Source organism: Actinoplanes sp. 13 (assembly GCF_056134165.1).
This window is the reverse complement of sequence record NZ_JBVYOQ010000013.1, coordinates 20177-36275: the sequence shown is the minus strand read 5'-3', so window position 1 is coordinate 36275 and position 16099 is coordinate 20177. Positions and strand designations below refer to the sequence as shown.

The window sequence follows — 16099 nt, the reverse complement described above, 5'->3', positions numbered from 1 at the left end:
AATGCCGGAGTGATCTCCGAACAAACGGTGCGCGAGCTGATCGCGGATCAATGTCCCGAGTGGGCGGACCTGCCGGTCAGGCAGGTCCGCTCCACCGGCACGGTCAACGCCATCTTCCGGATCGGCCCCGGCCTGACGGCCCGCTTCCCCCACCCGCGCGGGGAGATCTCCGCCGAGCAGGTCCGGCAGGAACTTCTTGCCGAGATGTACGCCGGAACGAAACTGCACGAGAGCACCAGGTTCCCCACCCCCGCGCCGCTGCGGATCGGCGCGCCCGGCCACGGTCACCCGCTGCCCTGGACGGTGCAAACCTGGCTGCCGGGCACGACGGCCGTCGACGACGATCCCGGCCACTCCGAGGGCTTCGCCCGTGACCTCGCCGAGCTGATCACCGAGATGCGGGCCGTCGGCACCGACGGGCGCGTCTTCGACGGGCGCGGGCGTGGCGGCGTGCTCGCGGACCATGACGAGGGAATACGGGCATGCCTGGAGAAGAGCGAGCGGCTTCTGCCCGTACCCGCGCTGGAGAAGCTCTGGGAGCAGTGGCGTGAGTTGCCCCGCGGCCCCGCGCCCGACGTGATGGCGCACGCTGATCTGATGCCCGGCAACGTGCTGGTGGCCGAGGGCCGCCTGGCCGGCGTCCTGGACACCGGCGGGTTCGCCCCGGCCGACCCGGCGCTCGACCTGATCGGCGCCTGGCATCTGCTGGAGCATCGGCCCCGGCAGGTGCTGCGCCGCGCCCTGGGCTGCGACGACGCCGAGTGGGCACGCGGCCGGGCGTGGGCGTTCGCGCAGTCGCTCGGACTGGTCTGGTTCTACGAGACGAGCAACCCGGTGATGAGCCGGATCGGCCGGCGAACGCTGGACCGCATCCTGGCCGACCCGCACTGATCCGAGGTTTCGGCGCTGTTACCCGCGCGACCGCTCCACGGTATGAGCGACCTGAGATATACATATTTCGATTGTTGAATGCAAAGCTCCCCTCAGTGGCGTTCCCCACCGGGCACGCCCCGACTGAGGAGGACCCCCACATGCGCAGATGGCGAACCCTTCTGGCGACCGCAGCCGCCGCGTTCACGGTGGCGACCATGGGCGCGCTGGCCGCACCGTCCGCCGCCCAGGCGGACGACCCGGTCACCCCGTACGTCGTCGGCGGCACCCGCGCCGCCCAGGGCGAGTTCCCCTGGATGGTGCGCCTCTCGATGGGCTGCGGCGGGGCGCTCTACAGCCCGCGGCTGGTGCTGACCGCCGCCCACTGCGTGAGCCGGAGCGGCGCCAACACCTCGATCACCGCCACCCTCGGCTCGGTCGACCTGCAGGGCAGCGGCCGCATCCAGGTGCGCTCCAACTATGTGCAGCGGGCGCCCGGCTACAACGGCAACGGTGACGACTGGGCGCTCATCCGCCTCGCCACCCCGGTCACCGGCGTCGCCACCCTGCCGATCGCCACGACGACCGCCAACGACACCGGGACCTTCACCATCGCCGGCTGGGGCGCCAACCGGGAGGGCGGCTCGCAGCAGCGCTACCTGCTGAAGGCGACCGTGCCGTTCGTCAGCGACTCCACCTGCAACTCCAGCTCGATGTACGGCGGCCGGGTGATCGCGGCCGAGGAGATCTGCGCCGGTTACACGTCCGGCGGGATCGACACCTGCCAGGGTGACTCGGGCGGCCCGATGTTCCGCCGGGACGCCTCCAACGCCTGGATCCAGGTCGGCATCGTGAGCTGGGGCGACGGCTGCGCCCGCCCGAACAAGCCGGGCGTCTACACCCAGGTCAGCTACTTCTCCTCGGCGATCCGCTCGGCCGCCACCACCCTCGGCGGCTGACCGGCCCCTCCGGTGCGACGGTCAGGGCGTTCCACGGGGACGTCCTGACTGTCGTTTCCGTCCAAGACTCCGCTTCTATCCTGACTTCATGCGCGAACTGGTCTACACAGGGTTCATGTCCCTCGACGGCGTCGTCGACTCGCCGGGCGGGCCCGGCGAGGGGCACCGCAGCGGCGGCTGGGTGGTCAACGACCTCGAGTTCCGGCCGGAAGCCTGGTCGTTGAAGGGTGACGAACTCGCCGACACCACAGCTCTGCTGTTCGGGCGCCGCAGCTACGAGGCGTTCGCCCCGTTCTGGCGTGACTCCGAGGATCACGCCGCCTACCGTGACCTGCCGAAATATGTGCTGTCGACCAGCTTGACCGAGGACGCCCTGGTCGACGGGTGGGGCCCGACGACGATCCTGCGCTCCGCCGGCGAGGTCGCCGAGCTGAAGAAGAGCGACGGCGGCGGCATCTTCATCCACGGCAGCGCGGAACTGGCCCGGCGGCTGTCCGACGCCGACCTGATCGACCGGTACAACCTGCTCGTCTTCCCGGTGCTGCTCGGCGCCGGCAAGAGCCTGTTCAACCGGGCGGACCGGGACAAGCAGATGCTGCGCCTGCGGGAGACCGAGCCGTACGCCAACGGCATCGTGAAGATGATCTACGAGGTCGTCCGCTGATCCAGCTGCAGGGCGATCGCGCCGCCGTCGCCGGCCCGTAGCTGCCGCGCGGTGCGCCCGACGTACCGGCGCAGCGCCCGCGCCAGGTGCGGCTCGTCGAAGTAATCCAGTCGCACCACCACGTCAGCGACCGCGAGACCGCCGGCCAGCAGCACGGCGGCCTCGCGGGCCCGCTCGATCTGGCGGACCGCGCCCCGGGTCAACCCGGTCGCCGCCCGGAACCGGCGCTCGACCGTCCGCACCGAAGCCGGCGGGTCCAGGCCCCGCCGGACGTCGGTGACCAGCGGATCACGGATCACCGCGCCGGCCCGCACGAGACGCCCGACCAGGGCCTCCACGTCATCGGCGCCCGGGATCTCCCAGTCGGCGCCGTCGAGCCGGAACGTGCGGCGGGTGGCGGCGGGCAACTCGGCGCCGGCGTCGACCAGCGCCGGAACCGGCAGGGCCCGCAGCGAGGTGCCGACCGAGAACTCCACACCGACGAACGCCGCGCCCTCCGGCACCGGCGCGGTGCCGCTGCGGGTCTCCGGGCCGGTGACACTCGCGAACCGGCTGCCCTCCCGCTCCCAGAAGACCAGTCCCCAGGACGCGGTGGCGACCGAGGTCATCGACGCGACCCGTTCGCTGGCACAGGTCCACACGGTGTCGACCCACGGCGAGTCGGACACGCGGGTGACGAACCGCAGCCCCATCCGGGCAAGAATAGTCGCCCATGACGCTGACCAATCCCTGGCTGGCCGGCCCCGCGCCGACGGCGCGGCTCGACCCCGAACGCCTCGAGGAACGCATCCTCAACCTGCTCTCCGGCCAGAACATGTGCGTGCTCGCGACCGTCGGGCCGGACGGACCGCTGGCGACGCCGGTCCGCTACTTCCACCTCGGGCTCACGCTGGTCTTCACGGCGGCCGCGGACTCGCCGAAGATGCGCAACCTGCGGGCCGACCCGCGGGTGTCCGCCGGGGTCTTCGCGCCGCTGGTGAGCCAGGCGAGCAGCCGCGGCGCCCAGATCTTCGGAACGGCCCGGGTGTTGTCGCCGGGGGATGCGGGCTTCGACGAGCACCGGGCAGTGGTGCGGTGGCAGTCCGATCATGTGGAGCGCGGGCGGTCGCTCGACGAGCCGCCGACGGGCGTGATCGGAGTCGTCCCGGCCGACCGCGTCGTCTACACCGAACACTGGTTACGCCGGGAGGGATTCGCACCCCGACAGGTCTGGCGACGCCGGGGTCAGCGTGGCGAGGAAGTTGTCGAAGGCCTGGTCGGCCCGTGACACGTCGCCGGTGTCCTCGAGATCCATGATGAGGCCGCGGATGACCGCAAGCACCAGCGTGCCCAGCTCGGGCCGGCCGAGGCTGCGCATGCCGTCCTCGAACGGTTGCAGCCAGTCCGTCGTGGACTCGCGGCGGAAGCCCGGCCACAACCGCTGCCCCGCGTCGTCGCGCAGCTTGCCGAACATGCTGAGGTACGGCCGCCCGGCCGGACCGGTCATCGCCTGCCAGGCCCGCCGCAGCGTGGCCGGGTAGGGCTCGGCCGGTCGCGGGGAAACCAGCTCGCCGAAGAGGTCCCGCTGCCGCCGCCGCGCCCGGCGCAGGGTCTCCCGCAGCAGCGCGTCCCGCGTCCCGAAGTGGTAGATCAGCATCCGGGTCGAGGCGCCGGACGCCGCCGCCAACGGCTCGAGGCGGTCCGGCAGCCCGTGCGCGAGCGCGTGGTCGACACAGGCGTCGAGGATGCGGTCCCGGATCTCGGGCTGTTTGTGCCGTCCCATCGCCGCACTTTTTCACGTAACTGGCAGTACGTCTACCGTTGATCTCGTCGCCCGTCCCGAGAATCAAGGAGCAGCACAATGCGCGTGGTGTTCGTCCATGGAGCATGCGTACGTGACGGAGCGTGGTGGTGGCACCCGACCGCGGCCGTCCTCCAGGAGCGCGGCGTCGCCAGCGTCGCGCCGCTGCTGCCGAGCTGCGGAGAGGGTGATCAGCTGCCCGGATCGCAGGGCCCCGGCCTGCCCGAGGACGTCGCCTCGGTGCGTGCCGTCCTGACCGGGACCGACGAGCCGACCGTGGTCGTGGGGCACAGCTACGGCGGGATCGTGGCGGCCGAGGCGGCAGCGGGCCTGGACACCGTGCGTCACCTGGTCTTCGTGTCGAGTTACCTGCCCGAGCCCGGCGAGTCGCTGTCGACGTTCGGCGCCGACCCGCCGCCGCCGTTCCTGGACTTCGACCCCGACGGCGGCACGTTCGGCGCCCGGCCGGAACTGTTCGCCGAGACGTTCGCCCAGGACTGCCCGCCCGAGCTCGTCCGGGACGCGGCGACCCTGCTGGTGCGGCAGACGCTGGCCGTGACGCAGCAGCCCGTCCGGGCGGCGGCGTGGCACGAGCGGCCCACCACGTACGTGGTGTGCACCGAGGACCGCGGCACCCCGGCGGCGGCCCAGCGCGAGTTCGCTCGCCGCGCCGACAAGGTCGTCGAGGTGGACGCCGGCCACCACCCGTTCCTGTCCCGGCCGCGGGTCGTCGCCGGCATCGTCGCCAACCTGTTCTGACCGGCTTACAGAGGCAGCGGCTTCCACTCCCGGACGCCGGCCACCCGCACGCCGGCCGTGCGGAAATAGGGATCGGCGCCGAGCACCGCGTCCACGGCCGCGCGGTCCACCACGTCCAGAATGATCATGGCGCCGGTGTCGTCGGCGAGCGGCCCGGCCATCAGTACGGTGCCGGCCCGGTGCAGCGCGGCCAGCCGGTCACGGTGGGCCGGGCGGGCGGCCAGACGCTCCGGCGCATCGGAGAACGCCAATTCAACGATCCACATCCCCGCACGGTACGCCGTACCCGCACCGGTGACGGTCCTGTCCCTCGTTGACCAGCGCTTGTAGCCTCAGGCCATGGATCGCCACTCCCGGATCCGGGTCTCCGACGCCGACCGCGAGGGCATCGTCGCGCGGCTCGGCGTGGCGACGTCCGAGGGCCGCCTGACCGTCGACGAGTTCAGTCAGCGGGCGCAGCTCGCCTACGCCTCCCGGACGTGGGGTGAGCTGTCCCGGCTGGTCGACGACCTGCCGAGGCCGGTGGTGCCCCATCCGCCACCGCCACCGTTCAAGGTCCGCAACGACAGCCGGCTCCCGCTGCTCGCCCTGATCTTCGGCATCCTGTCCGTCCCGACGTTCGCCTGCCTCCCGCTCGGCGCCCCGGCCGGGGTGGCGGCGGTCGTGCTGGGCGTGCTCGGCATCCGCGGCGGCGACCGCGGCATGGCCGTCGCCGGCCTCGCCTGCGGCGTGCTCGGGCTGATTTTGCAGATCGGGGCGGTGCTGTTCTTCACCTCGGCGGACGTCTCGGGTCTCGGCTGATCCGAGCGCCGGGCTCAGCTCGTTGGAACCGCGCGGCTGCTCACTGAGCAGCACGAGGATCAGCACACTCCACTCCCCCGGCCCAGGATCTCGGTGGCCGCGCACGCCTCGCGGTCGGCCGGGGTGACGGGCAGCAGGGTCACCGGTGACATCGATGTGCCTTTTTTCTCCGCGTACGGGCGGTGACCACGATGAAAGCATGCGCACGGTGGTGATCACAGGAGGAACCCGGGGCATCGGCGGCGCCCTCGCCGCCCGGCTGAGCGACGAGGGGCACCGGGTGATTCCGCTCGGCAGCGCCGACGCCGACCTTTCGTCGATGCGGCAGACCGCGGAGCGGGTGACCCGGCTGCCGGACCGGGTCGACGCGCTGGTGCTGGCGGCCGGCCGGTTCGACCAGCAGCGGATGGTGACGGCCGAGGGGTTCGAGCGGACGTTCGCCCTCGGTGTGCTGGCACGGCCGCTGCTTGCCGAACGGATGCGGCCGACGCTGGAACGATCCGTGCGGTACGTGCTCCACAACCCGCTGTTCGTGAACAGCGGCATACACCGCTATCTGCGACAGCCGTTCCAGGGTGTGGTCGGTGTCGCGGCCAGTCACCGGAGAAGGCCGCGAGCCGCTCGCGCACCTCGTGGTGGAGCCGCCGGAGGCGCCGCTGACCGCACCGCGGCGGGGCACCGCGGTGCCGGTGAGCGGCGCGGCCTTCGATCCGAGTGGCGGCCGACCGCCTCTATCGGGTGTTCGATTCACTCGTGGCCGGCGTCTCCACCGTCCGGCACAGCGGATGCCTCCTTCGTGCGGAGCCGCCGGTCCGGTCAAGGCGTGACGCCTCCGGACCGGCGGGCGCTCTTCCACCATCAACCCATGGCGGAGCGCTGCCCCGGAAACCTGACTTCAAGCTCGATCGTATTCTCTTCCCGCCTCATGCTTGCTGCGATCGGGGCCGGCCTCCCCGTCCAGTATCCCTGGGCGAAATCGACGCCGTACTTTCTCAGTAGTTCGACAGTCTCCCTGTCCTGTACGTACTCGGCGGCGACCCGGATACCGAGTGCGTGGCACAGCTCTACCAGCTTCGACACGACGGCTTGATCCGGCGGCGACTGGCAGATGTCGACGATGAACACGCCGTCGATCTTGACCAAATCCACCGGTAGGTACTTCAAGTAAGCCAGGGCCGCATATCCGGTACCGAAGTCGTCGAGTGCGAGGTGACAGCCAATCTCCCTGATGCCCTTGGCGAAGGCAAGAGCTTCGTTGCGGTTTTCGATCAACGCCGTCTCGGTGATCTCGAACGTTAGGCATTCCGGTTTCACCCCGTGCCGGTCGATCGCTTCGGTCACATAGGAGAGGAGCCCGGGATCGGCCAGCGACTTCCCGGAGATGTTGACTTGGTAGTGAGATGTCTGTGCGCCCTGGCCGACCAGCTCCAAGGCATGGTCGATCACCCATTTGTCTACAGCAAGGATCGCGCCGACCCGCTCCGCCATGTCGAGGAACGCCCACGGCGCGATCAGTTCGCCAGTGTCGTTCCGCACCCGTAGCAAGATCTCATGGCGGGTGATCTGATTGAGGCCGAGATCGACGAGAGGCTGAGCGTAGAGCGCGAACCTTTCGCTCCGCACCGCATGCAGAACCCGGGAACGGCAGCGGTCCAACCGGTCGTCGTACCCGGCCGGCTCATCGAGAACGCTGACAGCGATGCCTTGCCGGCGCGCCTCGCGCGCCGCGTGCTCACCATCGGCGAGTAGATCGAAGCCAGTCGCGGACACGCCGCTGCTGAAGCGGACTACTCCTGCCCAGGCGTTGAGGCGGAGTGCCTTCTGCTGCAGGGTGAAGAGGTGGCTCCGGAATGTCGCGACTATATGGATAGGGAGGTCATCGGCAGCCTCCTCGGAAGGGATGAGGACTCCCCATCGCCCCGGGCCGACCAGCCCACAGGTGAAGCCGGGGCCGGCGATGGAACGCAGGAGATCGGCAACATCCTTGGCCAACTGTTCCTGCTCCTGGTCGGTGATGAAGCTGGGCAGGCGTGTGGCGAGTTCCGTCGCCACAACGACGAGGGCCCCGTCGGTGGCGCGCCGAGCACGATCTACTTCATCGGTGAAATACCCACGGTTGGGTAGTCCGGTCACGAGGTCCCGCGCGGCCGCATCGGCGCAAAGCATCTCCTTGCGGGTGGCCAGCCGCCTGCGCTCCTGGTGAGCGAGCTCGAAGGCGGTGACGTCTTCGCCGGTCGCGATGATGCCCGCGGGCTGCCCGCCGGTAGTCAGGATCTCGATGTGGCTGTGTATGTGGCGAACGCTGCCGCCCGGATGGACGACGCGGTAAGTGACCTCGCCAGGCCGACGCGACGTCCAAGCCGCTTCGACGGCTTCTCGGACCGCCGGCGCATCGGCCGGATGCACGAGTTCACTGAGCAACTCGGGTGTGAGATGCAGTGTTCCCGGCGCACTGCCGAAGATCATCGCCATCTCGTCCGACCATGACAAGCCACCGGCGGTCTTACCCGAGCCCATCATCCACGTGATCGTGCCTCGCTTCGCCAATTGTGCAGCACGCGCGATCCGAAGCGCTTCGTCGATGTCGCCTGTGAGGGGGTCGCTGACATCGGCGTCGACCAGAAGCTGGTAACCATCGGCGAGCGAAAGGTCATAATCACTCTGCACGGTCCGCGCCACTCGCCGCGCTCGGGCGAGTTCCAACGGGCTCGGCTTTCCCGCTTCAGCCAGAGCGAGGATGTCATCGAGATCCATGAGCACCTCCCGGGCGGCGCCGGCTGTCGGAGTCCGTGTAACCGGCCGCCTCGGCCAACTGACGTAACCGCTGCCTAGCAGCTGCTTTGTAGCTTCGGACACTGATGTCGGCCAGACCGAGGATCCGGGCGATCTCATCGTTGGAGAAGCCTTCACGCGACATCTGGAACACTTCGGCTTGCCGGGGAGGCAGTTGCTGCAGCCAGCCGCGCAGCGTCTCCTGGGCCTCCCACTCGTCGGCGAGGTCGCGCCGAGAATCCACGGGAAGATTCTCGGGTATCACTGCGGTCTCGCGCTGCCGCCGATGGCGTTCCTTAAGGATCTTGTTCCGGGCAGTGGCGATGACCCATGCGATCGGCTCGGTGTATGTCCGGATCTTCGCCCACTGGACCCGGCCATGCAGATAGGCGCTCTGCAGCGCGTCCTTGACAGGTTCACGATCCCAGCACCACGCGCGAAGGATTCGCTCCACGGTGTGGTAGGTCTGCTCGGTGAAGGCGCGGAACTCTTCGTCGTGGCTCTTCTTGAGGCGTGCAGCCTCTCCGTCATCCGGCTCCGGCACCAGGGCCGCGGAGCCGTCCACCACACTCACGCCGCCTCCTCCTCGCTGTGTTCGATCATCGAGTCTCGATTTCCGAGCTCCACCTCGCGATCACCGTCGCGATCATGCTCCACGATTCGCACGACACCACGGCGCCTCTCTGCGAGTCCCATGAGTCCGGTCGCTCGAGCCGCGGCTCGGACTGAAGCCTCCCGCTCCGCGTTAGCTCGCGTGCGATGCGCAATGTAGGCCCGCACTAGCCCCCCCATCACCCCGACCGCAGCAATAGCCGAAATCATCGCTCCGTAATCAAAAGTCGATCCAGCCATCGGCTCGCCCATCCTGCCCCCTCGTTCACTGTCTCCTCGCTAGCTACTGTCCGTGGGGAGGCTGAGATGTAGATGTCTAACTGTCCACATTCTTCTTCGTGATCCACTACGGAGACTCTGAGCTGCATATGTATCAAAAAGTTACTCAACACGCACGGTGAGACATGTGGCCCCGGTGCCACCGTTTGGAAAGGTCCAATCACGGAGGGCAATGGTTGGTGACTGCCCACGCTGCCCTGAGCGAGGAGATCATGCCTGATCACTTGTTACCGTGCGTAGGACCATCCTGCGCTGACGGCTCAGCCCATCGGGCGTCGAGCGGCTGGGGCCGGCCGGAGCCGCGGCCGGAGAAGCATCTGACTGCTGAGTCGTTTCTGTGCCGCTGAGCGGCGCGGCCATCTGTCCGGTAGCGGCCGATCGCCTCTATCGGGTGTTCGATTCACTCGTGGCGGGCGATCTCACCGTCCGGCCTAGCCCGGGCGGGTCGCCGTCGCACAGATCCGCCATGTGCGGGGCGTGGCGGATGCTGGACTGCTGCACATGACACTTGTACGCGCCGCGCTCGGCGCCACCTGCGCTGTCGCCCTTGCCGGGACGCCCGCCGTCGCCGCCCCGCCCTCCGTCGCGCCACTCGCGCGGTCCGGGCCGCACGCCGCCGCCGCACTGCACGCCGCCGCCGCGCCGCATGCTGCCACCGCGCCGCACGCCGCGGCTGCTGGGGCGGCGCTGCCCGTGGGGCGGCTGGAGCTGCAGTATCAGGGTGACCTCGTCGACCCGGGCCGGGTCGCTGACAGCAGCGGCAACGGACTGCACGGGACCATCCTCACAGGACAGGGCGGGGCCGTCACCACGGTGACCGAACCTGACGGCAACCGCGTGCTGCGGTTCCCCGGCGCCAGCTGCACGACCGCTCCCTGTCCGCAGGCGATCGTCCGGCCGGCGAGCGCCGTCACGCTGGTGCCGGGCGACGACGGGGAGGGCCGGTTCGTGTTCGGGGCGGACATCCGGCTCACCGAACCGCCGTCGGCGGCCGCCGGTATGAACATCTTCCAGTTCGGGGCGGCGGGCACCGGCGTCAGCCAGTGGAAGATGCAGGTCGACTCGGGGCAGCCGTCGTGCCGGTGGTCGGACGGTGCGGAGTTCGTGCTGCTGTCGTCCGGGCTGACGTTGACGGTGGGCCGGTGGTACCGGGTGACCTGCGTGCGGCTGTCCCCGGTGCTGTTCCAGATCCGGGTTCACGACGCGCGGACGGGCCGGCAGGTGCAGCCGCCCCGGCAGCAGACCGGCCCGTTGGCGGACATCCTGCCGAGCGGCGCCGTGGTGATCGGCGGCAAGCGGGTGAACGCGGCGCAGAGTGATGTGGACACCGACCAGTTCCACGGCGACCTGGACAACATCGAGTTCGGGCGCCGGATCCTCCCGTCGGACTGATGGGGAGGCAGGACGCGCCGAGCCCGGGCCCAGGAACGGGCGTACGGATCCGGGGCGCAGGGTTCCGGGGAGTCGGCAGATAGCCGTTCCACGGATAGAAGCGGTGCGCGATCCGTTGTCCGCGGCCCAGTTGGTCGCGGCGCAGCGACAGGCTCTGCCGCAGCGATCGCCCGCCGATCGGCTCGGCCATCGAGACGGTTCGCGCCGTCCCGGTGTGCCGATTCCGACACCCGGCCGGTCCGCTGCCCATTCCGGCCGTTGCGCCCACACCGCGCGGAATGGTCAGGCTGTTATCGGCATCCTCCGATCATCCATAACGTCCGGCCGGCGCGGCAATCGCCGCACGGCCCGGCCAGGACCGGCGTACCGTCCTTTTTGCCAAGACCAGGGAAGCAGAAAAAACGGGGGTAGAAGTCATGCGAGTTCGCAAACTGGGCGCCGCGCTCGGCACCGCGCTTTTCCTGAGTGCCACCATCAATCAGGTGGTCGCCGTCAGTCCGGCATCGGCCGCGCCGGCCGGCGCCACCATCGTGGCCGGCGCCGACCAGCGCACCGACCCACGGGACTTCCGTCGCGGTTACCGGAACGGTTTCACCGCGGGCTGGAAGATGGCGCGTGAGGAGTGCCAGATGATGCGTACCTATGCGTTCCATCAGGATGACGACGAGGACGATTACGCGCGCGGATACGACCGGGGATTCGACCGCGGCTTCGACAAGGGCTTCGAGGAGTACTGCGACTGACCCGGCCCGGCGCGGGAACAGAGGGCGACCTCTGTTCCCGCGTTCGGTGTCATCGGGCGCCGTACAGTTCGTCGATCTGGTCGGCGTACCGTTCTTGAACGACGCGGCGGCGCAGTTTCAGTGTCGGGGTCAGCTCGCCGGTCTCCGGCGTCCAGGCGGTGGACAGGATCCGGAACGTCTTGACCTGCTCCGGCCGGGACAGTTTGGCGTTGGCGGCCTCGACCGCCGCGCCGATCTCCGCGACCAGCGCCGGCTCGGCAGCGAGCGCGGCGAGTCCGGCCGGCTCGGCGAGACCGTGGCGGCGGGCCCAGGCCGGGACCATCTCCTCGTCGAGGACGATCAGCGCGGTGACGTACGGGCGCCGGTCACCGATCGCCACCGCCTGCGCGATCAGCGGATGCGCCCGGAGCAGGTTCTCGATCTGCGCGGGTGAGATGTTCTTCCCACTCGAATTGATGATCAGTTCTTTCTTGCGGTCGGTGATGGTCAGGTATCCGTCGTCGTCGAGGGTGCCCACGTCCCCGGTGGCGAGCCACCCGCCGGCGTCGGCCACCGGGTCGACGCCACCGTCCGCGCGCAGGTAGCCCGCGCACACCAGCGGACCGCGCACCAGGATCTCGCCGTCGTCGGCGATCCGCAGTTCCATGCCCGGGTTGACCCGGCCGACCGAGCCGGTGCGGAAGTGCTCCGGCGTGTTGATCGTGCAGGTGCCCGTGGTCTCGGTCATCCCCCACACCTCGAACACGTCGATGCCGAGGCCGGCCAGGAAGTGCAGCACCGCCACCGGGATGGGCGCCGCCCCGCTGCTGCCGGAGATCAGGTTGTCCAGGCCGAGCCGGGCCCGCAACGGCTTGAGCACCCGCTCGTCGAGTGCCGCCCGTTTCGCGGCCGGCGCGGCGGGGATCGGCTGTCCGTTCTCGCGCAGCTGATAGATCTCCAGCGTCACCGCGCGGGCGGCGTCGATGGCGGCCCGCACCTGCGGGTCGAGGGTGCCGAGCTGCGCCTGCACTCCGGCGACCATCTTCTCCCAGACGCGGGGCACCCCGAAGAACGAGGTCGGCCGGACCTGGGTCAACCCGGCGAGCAGCTGCGCCGCGTCGGGGCAGATCGTGACGTGCCCGGCCCGGTAGACCGCGTTGTAGATGCTCAGCAACCGCTCGGCGATGTGCGCGAGCGGCAGGTACGCCAGGGAGGCGGCGTGGTCCGGGGTGTCGAAGACCTGTTCCAGGATCACCGACTGATAGATCACGTTGTGGTGGGTGAGCACCACACCCTTGGGGTCGCCGGTGGTGCCCGAGGTGTAGAGCAGGGTCACCGGTTGCTCCGGTCGTACCTCCCGCCAGGTTTTCTCGAAGGCGCCGAGATCGGCCTCGCCGCCGGAGATCTCGTCCCACCGAGGGCTGCCGATCACCAGCGCGCGCAGCTCGGGCAACTCGTCGAGGATGGGCTTCCACCGGTCCAGGGCGGCGTCGTCCTCCAGCACCACGATCCTGGCGCCGCTGTGCCGGGCGAGATGGCGCAGCTGGGACGTGGCGAGGGTCGCGTAAACCGTGGACGGCACCGCGCCCAGATGCACAGCGGCCAGGTCGACGAGCCAGTGCTCGGGGCGGCCACCCATCATGATCAGCATGCGGTCGCCGGCCCGCAGCCCGAGGTCGGCCAGGCCGCGGGACAGGACCGCGACCTCGGCGCGCAGCTCGCGCCACCTGCGGGTGCCCGGTTGACCGAGAACGCTCAGGGCCGGCAGGTCCGGGAACTCGGTGGCGTTGCGGTGCAGCAGGGCGGGAACGGTCAGGCCGCCGGCGATGTCGGCGCACCGCTGAGCGAGGTCGTCGGAGTCCATGGGCGTCGCCCTTTCCTTGGAGTGTGACGTAAGGCACACCTACCCCTGGCGCGACGGTAGACACCGAAGAACTTCGATGGGAAGGGACACGGCGCGATGACCCGCCTGACGGCGAATCCGGCTCGGCCGCCGATCAGGCCCGCAGGACCGTCAGCGCGAGGCGCACCAGGTGCCGGTCCATCCCGGTGCTCCGGTCGAACCGCACCCACCGGCTCAGATCGGTCACCAGGTTGAGCGCGGCGTGCACCAGCACCCGCGCCTCGGCGGCCGGGAGGTCCGGCCGCAACCGCCCGAGCAGCCGCACCCACTCCTCCACGTGCAGCCGCTGCACCTTGCGCAGCTCATGCCGGTCGGCCTCGGGCAGGTTGTTGTTCTCGGCCAGATAGACCGAGACCAGCGCACTGCGCTCGAAGGTCAGGTCGACATAGGACGCCGCCATCCGCCGCAGCGCGTCGTCGTCGTCGCGGGCGCCCCGCAGCGCGGTCGCGGTCACCTCGGCGACCCGCTCGGAGGCGCGGTAGAAAGCGGCCGCGAGGATGTCGCTCTTGCCGGGGAAGTGACGGTAGACGCTGGAGGCGTTGATCCCCGCGGCCCGGCCGATGTCCTCGACACCGACCGCGTGATAGCCGTACCGATGGAACAGCCGGACCGCCTCCGTCAGCAGGATCTCGCGGCGCGCGCCGGCCGGCGGGCCCGGCTGCTCGTCGCCGCCCTGCGCCGACGGCCCCAGGGTGGGTGGTTCATCGAGCAGGACGGCCATGGCCGTGCGGTGCAGGGCCGCCTCGGCGCGGCCTTTGGCGATCACCGCACGGTGGGTGCCGAGACTGCCGAGCACGCTGAGCGCGGCGTGGACCAGTGCGGCGGCGTCCGGCTCGGCGAGCTCCGGGCGCAGACCCCGCAGGGGTACGACCAGACGACGCACCAGCAGCACCAGATCGTCCCGGAACTCCGCGCGGTGCTCCTCGGTCAGGTAACGCCACTCCCACTGGTACAGCCCGGCGACCCGGCGGCCCCGCACAGCGAGCCGGGACAGCGCGCCCAGCAGCACCGCCAGATCGGCCTGCTCGTGCGTCGCGGCCAGCACGGTGTCGGCCACCTGGCGGGTCGCGTGGACGAGCATCGCGTATTTGTTCGGGAAGTGCCGGTAGATCGCCGGACCGCTGATCCCGACCGCCTCAGCGATCTCGTCGAGGCTCACGCCGTGATAGCCGCGCTCGCAGAACAGCTCCGCGGCGGCCAGCGACAGCTGGGCCTTGCGGTCCTTCGGCCGTTTACGGTCCGCTGCTACGTGCACGCAGCGCAGCGTACCGGTGATCTGCGATTCGCTGCACGTCTTCTTCCGTAGCCTTGACACCTAGCGGAAACATCGGCAAAAGTTAGTCGCAATTCGCACCCGAGGGAGTTGGCGATGACCACTGAGGCCTTCATCTACGACGCCGTGCGCACGCCGCGCGGGCGCGGCAAGAAGACCGGCTCGCTCTACGAGGTGAAGCCCATCTCGCTGGTCGTCGGCCTCATCGACGAGCTGCGGCGCCGCTTCCCCGGCGTCGACCCGGCCGACATCGAGGACGTCGTGCTCGGCGTGGTGTCGCCACTCGGCGACCAGGGCTCGGTCATCGCCAAGACCGCCGCGATCGCCGCCGGCCTGCCCTGCACGACACCCGGCGTGCAGCTCAACCGCTTCTGCGGCTCCGGCCTGGAGGCGGTCAACGTGGCCGCGCAGAAGATCCGCTCCGGCTGGGAGGATCTGGTGCTGGCCGGCGGCGTCGAGTCGATGTCGCGGGTGCCGATGGGCTCCGACGGCGGCGCCTGGGCGCTCGACCCGGAGACCAGCCTGAAGACCGACTTCGTCCCGCAGGGCATCAGCGCCGACCTGATCGCCACGATCAACGGCTTCAGCCGCGAGCACGTCGACACGTTCGCCGTCGGCTCGCAGCAGAAAGCGGCGAAAGCCTGGCAGAACGGGCACTTCGACAGGTCCGTGGTGCCGGTCCGCGACCGCAACGGCCTGCTGATCCTCGACCGCGACGAACACATCCGGCCGGACTCCACCGTGGACAGCCTCGGCAAGCTGCCCGCCTCCTTCGCCGCCATCGGCGACCAGGGCGGTTTCGACGCGGTCGCCCTGCAGAAATACCACTGGGTCGAGAAGATCGACCACGTGCACTCGGCCGGCAACTCCTCCGGCATCGTGGACGGCGCCGCCCTCGTGCTGATCGGCTCCGAGGCCGCCGGGCAGCGCGCCGGCATCACGCCGCGCGCCCGTATCGTGTCGGCGGCGCTCAGCGGCGCTGACCCCACCATCATGCTCACCGGCCCGGCCCCGGCGTCCCGCAAGGCGCTCGCGAAAGCCGGCCTCACCGTCGACGACCTCGACCTCGTCGAGATCAACGAGGCGTTCGCCGCGGTCGTGCTGCACTACATCGACGACATGAAGCTCGACCCGGAGATCGTGAACGTCAACGGCGGGGCGATCGCCATGGGCCACCCGCTCGGCGCCACCGGCGCCATGATCCTCGGCACGCTCGTCGACGAGCTGGAGCGGCGCGGCGGCCGGTACGGCCTGGCAACGCTCTGCATCGGCGGCGGCATGGGCATCGCCACCATCGTCGAACGGCTCTGAGG

The 16099-nt window shown here is 70.0% G+C and carries 16 protein-coding genes; 9 read left to right on the top strand and 7 right to left on the bottom strand.

Annotated features, from left to right (window positions below; all coding sequences use genetic code 11):
• Nucleotides 1-9 precede the first annotated feature (9 nt).
• The 3 genes from AC0NH5_RS24075 (at nt 10) to AC0NH5_RS24065 (ending at nt 2493) form a co-directional block, all read left to right on the top strand.
• Nucleotides 10-891, top strand: a complete 882-nt coding sequence (locus AC0NH5_RS24075) for an aminoglycoside phosphotransferase family protein (RefSeq protein ID WP_474407705.1) — start codon at nt 10-12, stop codon at nt 889-891.
• A 140-nt stretch (nt 892-1031) separates the two neighbouring features.
• Nucleotides 1032-1829, top strand: coding sequence for a S1 family peptidase (locus AC0NH5_RS24070; RefSeq protein ID WP_474407703.1), 798 nt, complete (start codon nt 1032-1034; stop codon nt 1827-1829).
• Between the two features lie 88 nt (nt 1830-1917).
• Nucleotides 1918-2493, top strand: coding sequence for a dihydrofolate reductase family protein (locus tag AC0NH5_RS24065; protein ID WP_474407701.1), 576 nt, complete (start codon nt 1918-1920; stop codon nt 2491-2493).
• On the opposite strand, the gene AC0NH5_RS24060 is transcribed toward AC0NH5_RS24065, so the two are convergent.
• Entirely contained in the window at nt 2475-3185 is a 711-nt protein-coding gene (locus AC0NH5_RS24060) for a helix-turn-helix domain-containing protein (RefSeq protein ID WP_474407698.1), read from the bottom strand. The genes AC0NH5_RS24065 and AC0NH5_RS24060 overlap by 19 nt on opposite strands.
• A 20-nt stretch (nt 3186-3205) precedes the next feature.
• Between AC0NH5_RS24060 and AC0NH5_RS24055 the strand changes: the two genes are divergently transcribed.
• The gene (locus tag AC0NH5_RS24055; RefSeq protein ID WP_474407695.1) at nt 3206-3760 is read left to right on the top strand and encodes a pyridoxamine 5'-phosphate oxidase family protein; all 555 of its coding nucleotides are present in this window, start codon (nt 3206-3208) and stop codon (nt 3758-3760) included.
• On the opposite strand, the gene AC0NH5_RS24050 is transcribed toward AC0NH5_RS24055, so the two are convergent.
• Entirely contained in the window at nt 3671-4255 is a 585-nt protein-coding gene (locus AC0NH5_RS24050) for a TetR/AcrR family transcriptional regulator (protein WP_474407694.1), read from the bottom strand. The genes AC0NH5_RS24055 and AC0NH5_RS24050 overlap by 90 nt on opposite strands.
• A gap of 78 nt (nt 4256-4333) precedes the next feature.
• Here AC0NH5_RS24050 and AC0NH5_RS24045 point away from each other — a divergent pair, with 78 nt between their 5' ends.
• Nucleotides 4334-5032, top strand: coding sequence for an alpha/beta hydrolase (locus AC0NH5_RS24045; RefSeq protein ID WP_474407692.1), 699 nt, complete (start codon nt 4334-4336; stop codon nt 5030-5032).
• Between the two features lie 5 nt (nt 5033-5037).
• Here AC0NH5_RS24045 and AC0NH5_RS24040 read toward each other — a convergent pair whose 3' ends face one another.
• Complete coding sequence (locus AC0NH5_RS24040) at nt 5038-5298, bottom strand: YciI family protein (RefSeq protein ID WP_474407690.1); 261 nt, start codon at nt 5296-5298, stop codon at nt 5038-5040.
• 73 nt (nt 5299-5371) lie between these two features.
• On the opposite strand from AC0NH5_RS24040, the gene AC0NH5_RS24035 reads away from it, so the two are divergent.
• Complete coding sequence (locus AC0NH5_RS24035; RefSeq protein WP_474407687.1) at nt 5372-5833, top strand: DUF1707 SHOCT-like domain-containing protein; 462 nt, start codon at nt 5372-5374, stop codon at nt 5831-5833.
• Nucleotides 5834-6691: 858 nt separating this feature from the next.
• Here AC0NH5_RS24035 and AC0NH5_RS24030 read toward each other — a convergent pair.
• Entirely contained in the window at nt 6692-8587 is a 1896-nt protein-coding gene (locus tag AC0NH5_RS24030) for a GGDEF domain-containing phosphodiesterase (protein WP_474407684.1), read from the bottom strand.
• A complete protein-coding gene (locus AC0NH5_RS24025; protein WP_474407682.1) occupies nt 8574-9179 on the bottom strand; it encodes an RNA polymerase sigma factor in 606 nt (201 codons plus the stop codon). Before AC0NH5_RS24025 ends, AC0NH5_RS24030 begins: the two co-directional genes overlap by 14 nt.
• A gap of 818 nt (nt 9180-9997) precedes the next feature.
• Here AC0NH5_RS24025 and AC0NH5_RS24020 point away from each other — a divergent pair.
• Together AC0NH5_RS24020 and AC0NH5_RS24015 are read left to right on the top strand one after the other, a co-directional pair.
• Nucleotides 9998-10888, top strand: coding sequence for a hypothetical protein (locus tag AC0NH5_RS24020; protein ID WP_474407679.1), 891 nt, complete (start codon nt 9998-10000; stop codon nt 10886-10888).
• A 416-nt stretch (nt 10889-11304) separates the two neighbouring features.
• Nucleotides 11305-11631 carry a hypothetical protein gene (locus tag AC0NH5_RS24015; RefSeq protein ID WP_474407678.1) on the top strand — a complete coding sequence of 109 codons (327 nt, stop codon included), beginning with the start codon at nt 11305-11307 and terminating at the stop codon, nt 11629-11631.
• A gap of 49 nt (nt 11632-11680) precedes the next feature.
• Here the strand turns inward: AC0NH5_RS24015 and AC0NH5_RS24010 are convergent, their stop codons facing one another.
• Together AC0NH5_RS24010 and AC0NH5_RS24005 are read right to left on the bottom strand one after the other, a co-directional pair.
• Complete coding sequence (locus AC0NH5_RS24010) at nt 11681-13474, bottom strand: AMP-dependent synthetase/ligase (RefSeq protein ID WP_474407676.1); 1794 nt, start codon at nt 13472-13474, stop codon at nt 11681-11683.
• A 133-nt stretch (nt 13475-13607) separates the two neighbouring features.
• A complete protein-coding gene (locus AC0NH5_RS24005; RefSeq protein ID WP_474407674.1) occupies nt 13608-14768 on the bottom strand; it encodes a TetR/AcrR family transcriptional regulator in 1161 nt (386 codons plus the stop codon).
• A gap of 114 nt (nt 14769-14882) precedes the next feature.
• Here AC0NH5_RS24005 and AC0NH5_RS24000 point away from each other — a divergent pair, with 114 nt between their 5' ends.
• Nucleotides 14883-16097, top strand: coding sequence for an acetyl-CoA C-acetyltransferase (locus AC0NH5_RS24000; RefSeq protein ID WP_474407671.1), 1215 nt, complete (start codon nt 14883-14885; stop codon nt 16095-16097).
• Nucleotides 16098-16099: the final 2 nt, after the last annotated feature.

What these genes read in the sequence shown, in the direction of transcription:
- AC0NH5_RS24010 (WP_474407676.1), bottom strand. Translation starts at nt 13,474, where the DNA reads ATGGACTCCGACGACCTCGCTCAGCGGTGCGCCGACATCGCCGGCGGC.
- AC0NH5_RS24015 (WP_474407678.1), top strand. Translation starts at nt 11,305, where the DNA reads ATGCGAGTTCGCAAACTGGGCGCCGCGCTCGGCACCGCGCTTTTCCTG.
- AC0NH5_RS24055 (WP_474407695.1), top strand. Translation starts at nt 3,206, where the DNA reads ATGACGCTGACCAATCCCTGGCTGGCCGGCCCCGCGCCGACGGCGCGG.
- AC0NH5_RS24050 (WP_474407694.1), bottom strand. Translation starts at nt 4,255, where the DNA reads ATGGGACGGCACAAACAGCCCGAGATCCGGGACCGCATCCTCGACGCC.
- AC0NH5_RS24065 (WP_474407701.1), top strand. Translation starts at nt 1,918, where the DNA reads ATGCGCGAACTGGTCTACACAGGGTTCATGTCCCTCGACGGCGTCGTC.
- AC0NH5_RS24035 (WP_474407687.1), top strand. Translation starts at nt 5,372, where the DNA reads ATGGATCGCCACTCCCGGATCCGGGTCTCCGACGCCGACCGCGAGGGC.
- AC0NH5_RS24030 (WP_474407684.1), bottom strand. Translation starts at nt 8,587, where the DNA reads ATGGATCTCGATGACATCCTCGCTCTGGCTGAAGCGGGAAAGCCGAGC.
- AC0NH5_RS24070 (WP_474407703.1), top strand. Translation starts at nt 1,032, where the DNA reads ATGCGCAGATGGCGAACCCTTCTGGCGACCGCAGCCGCCGCGTTCACG.
- AC0NH5_RS24020 (WP_474407679.1), top strand. Translation starts at nt 9,998, where the DNA reads ATGACACTTGTACGCGCCGCGCTCGGCGCCACCTGCGCTGTCGCCCTT.
- AC0NH5_RS24045 (WP_474407692.1), top strand. Translation starts at nt 4,334, where the DNA reads ATGCGCGTGGTGTTCGTCCATGGAGCATGCGTACGTGACGGAGCGTGG.
- AC0NH5_RS24000 (WP_474407671.1), top strand. Translation starts at nt 14,883, where the DNA reads ATGACCACTGAGGCCTTCATCTACGACGCCGTGCGCACGCCGCGCGGG.
- AC0NH5_RS24060 (WP_474407698.1), bottom strand. Translation starts at nt 3,185, where the DNA reads ATGGGGCTGCGGTTCGTCACCCGCGTGTCCGACTCGCCGTGGGTCGAC.
- AC0NH5_RS24040 (WP_474407690.1), bottom strand. Translation starts at nt 5,298, where the DNA reads ATGTGGATCGTTGAATTGGCGTTCTCCGATGCGCCGGAGCGTCTGGCC.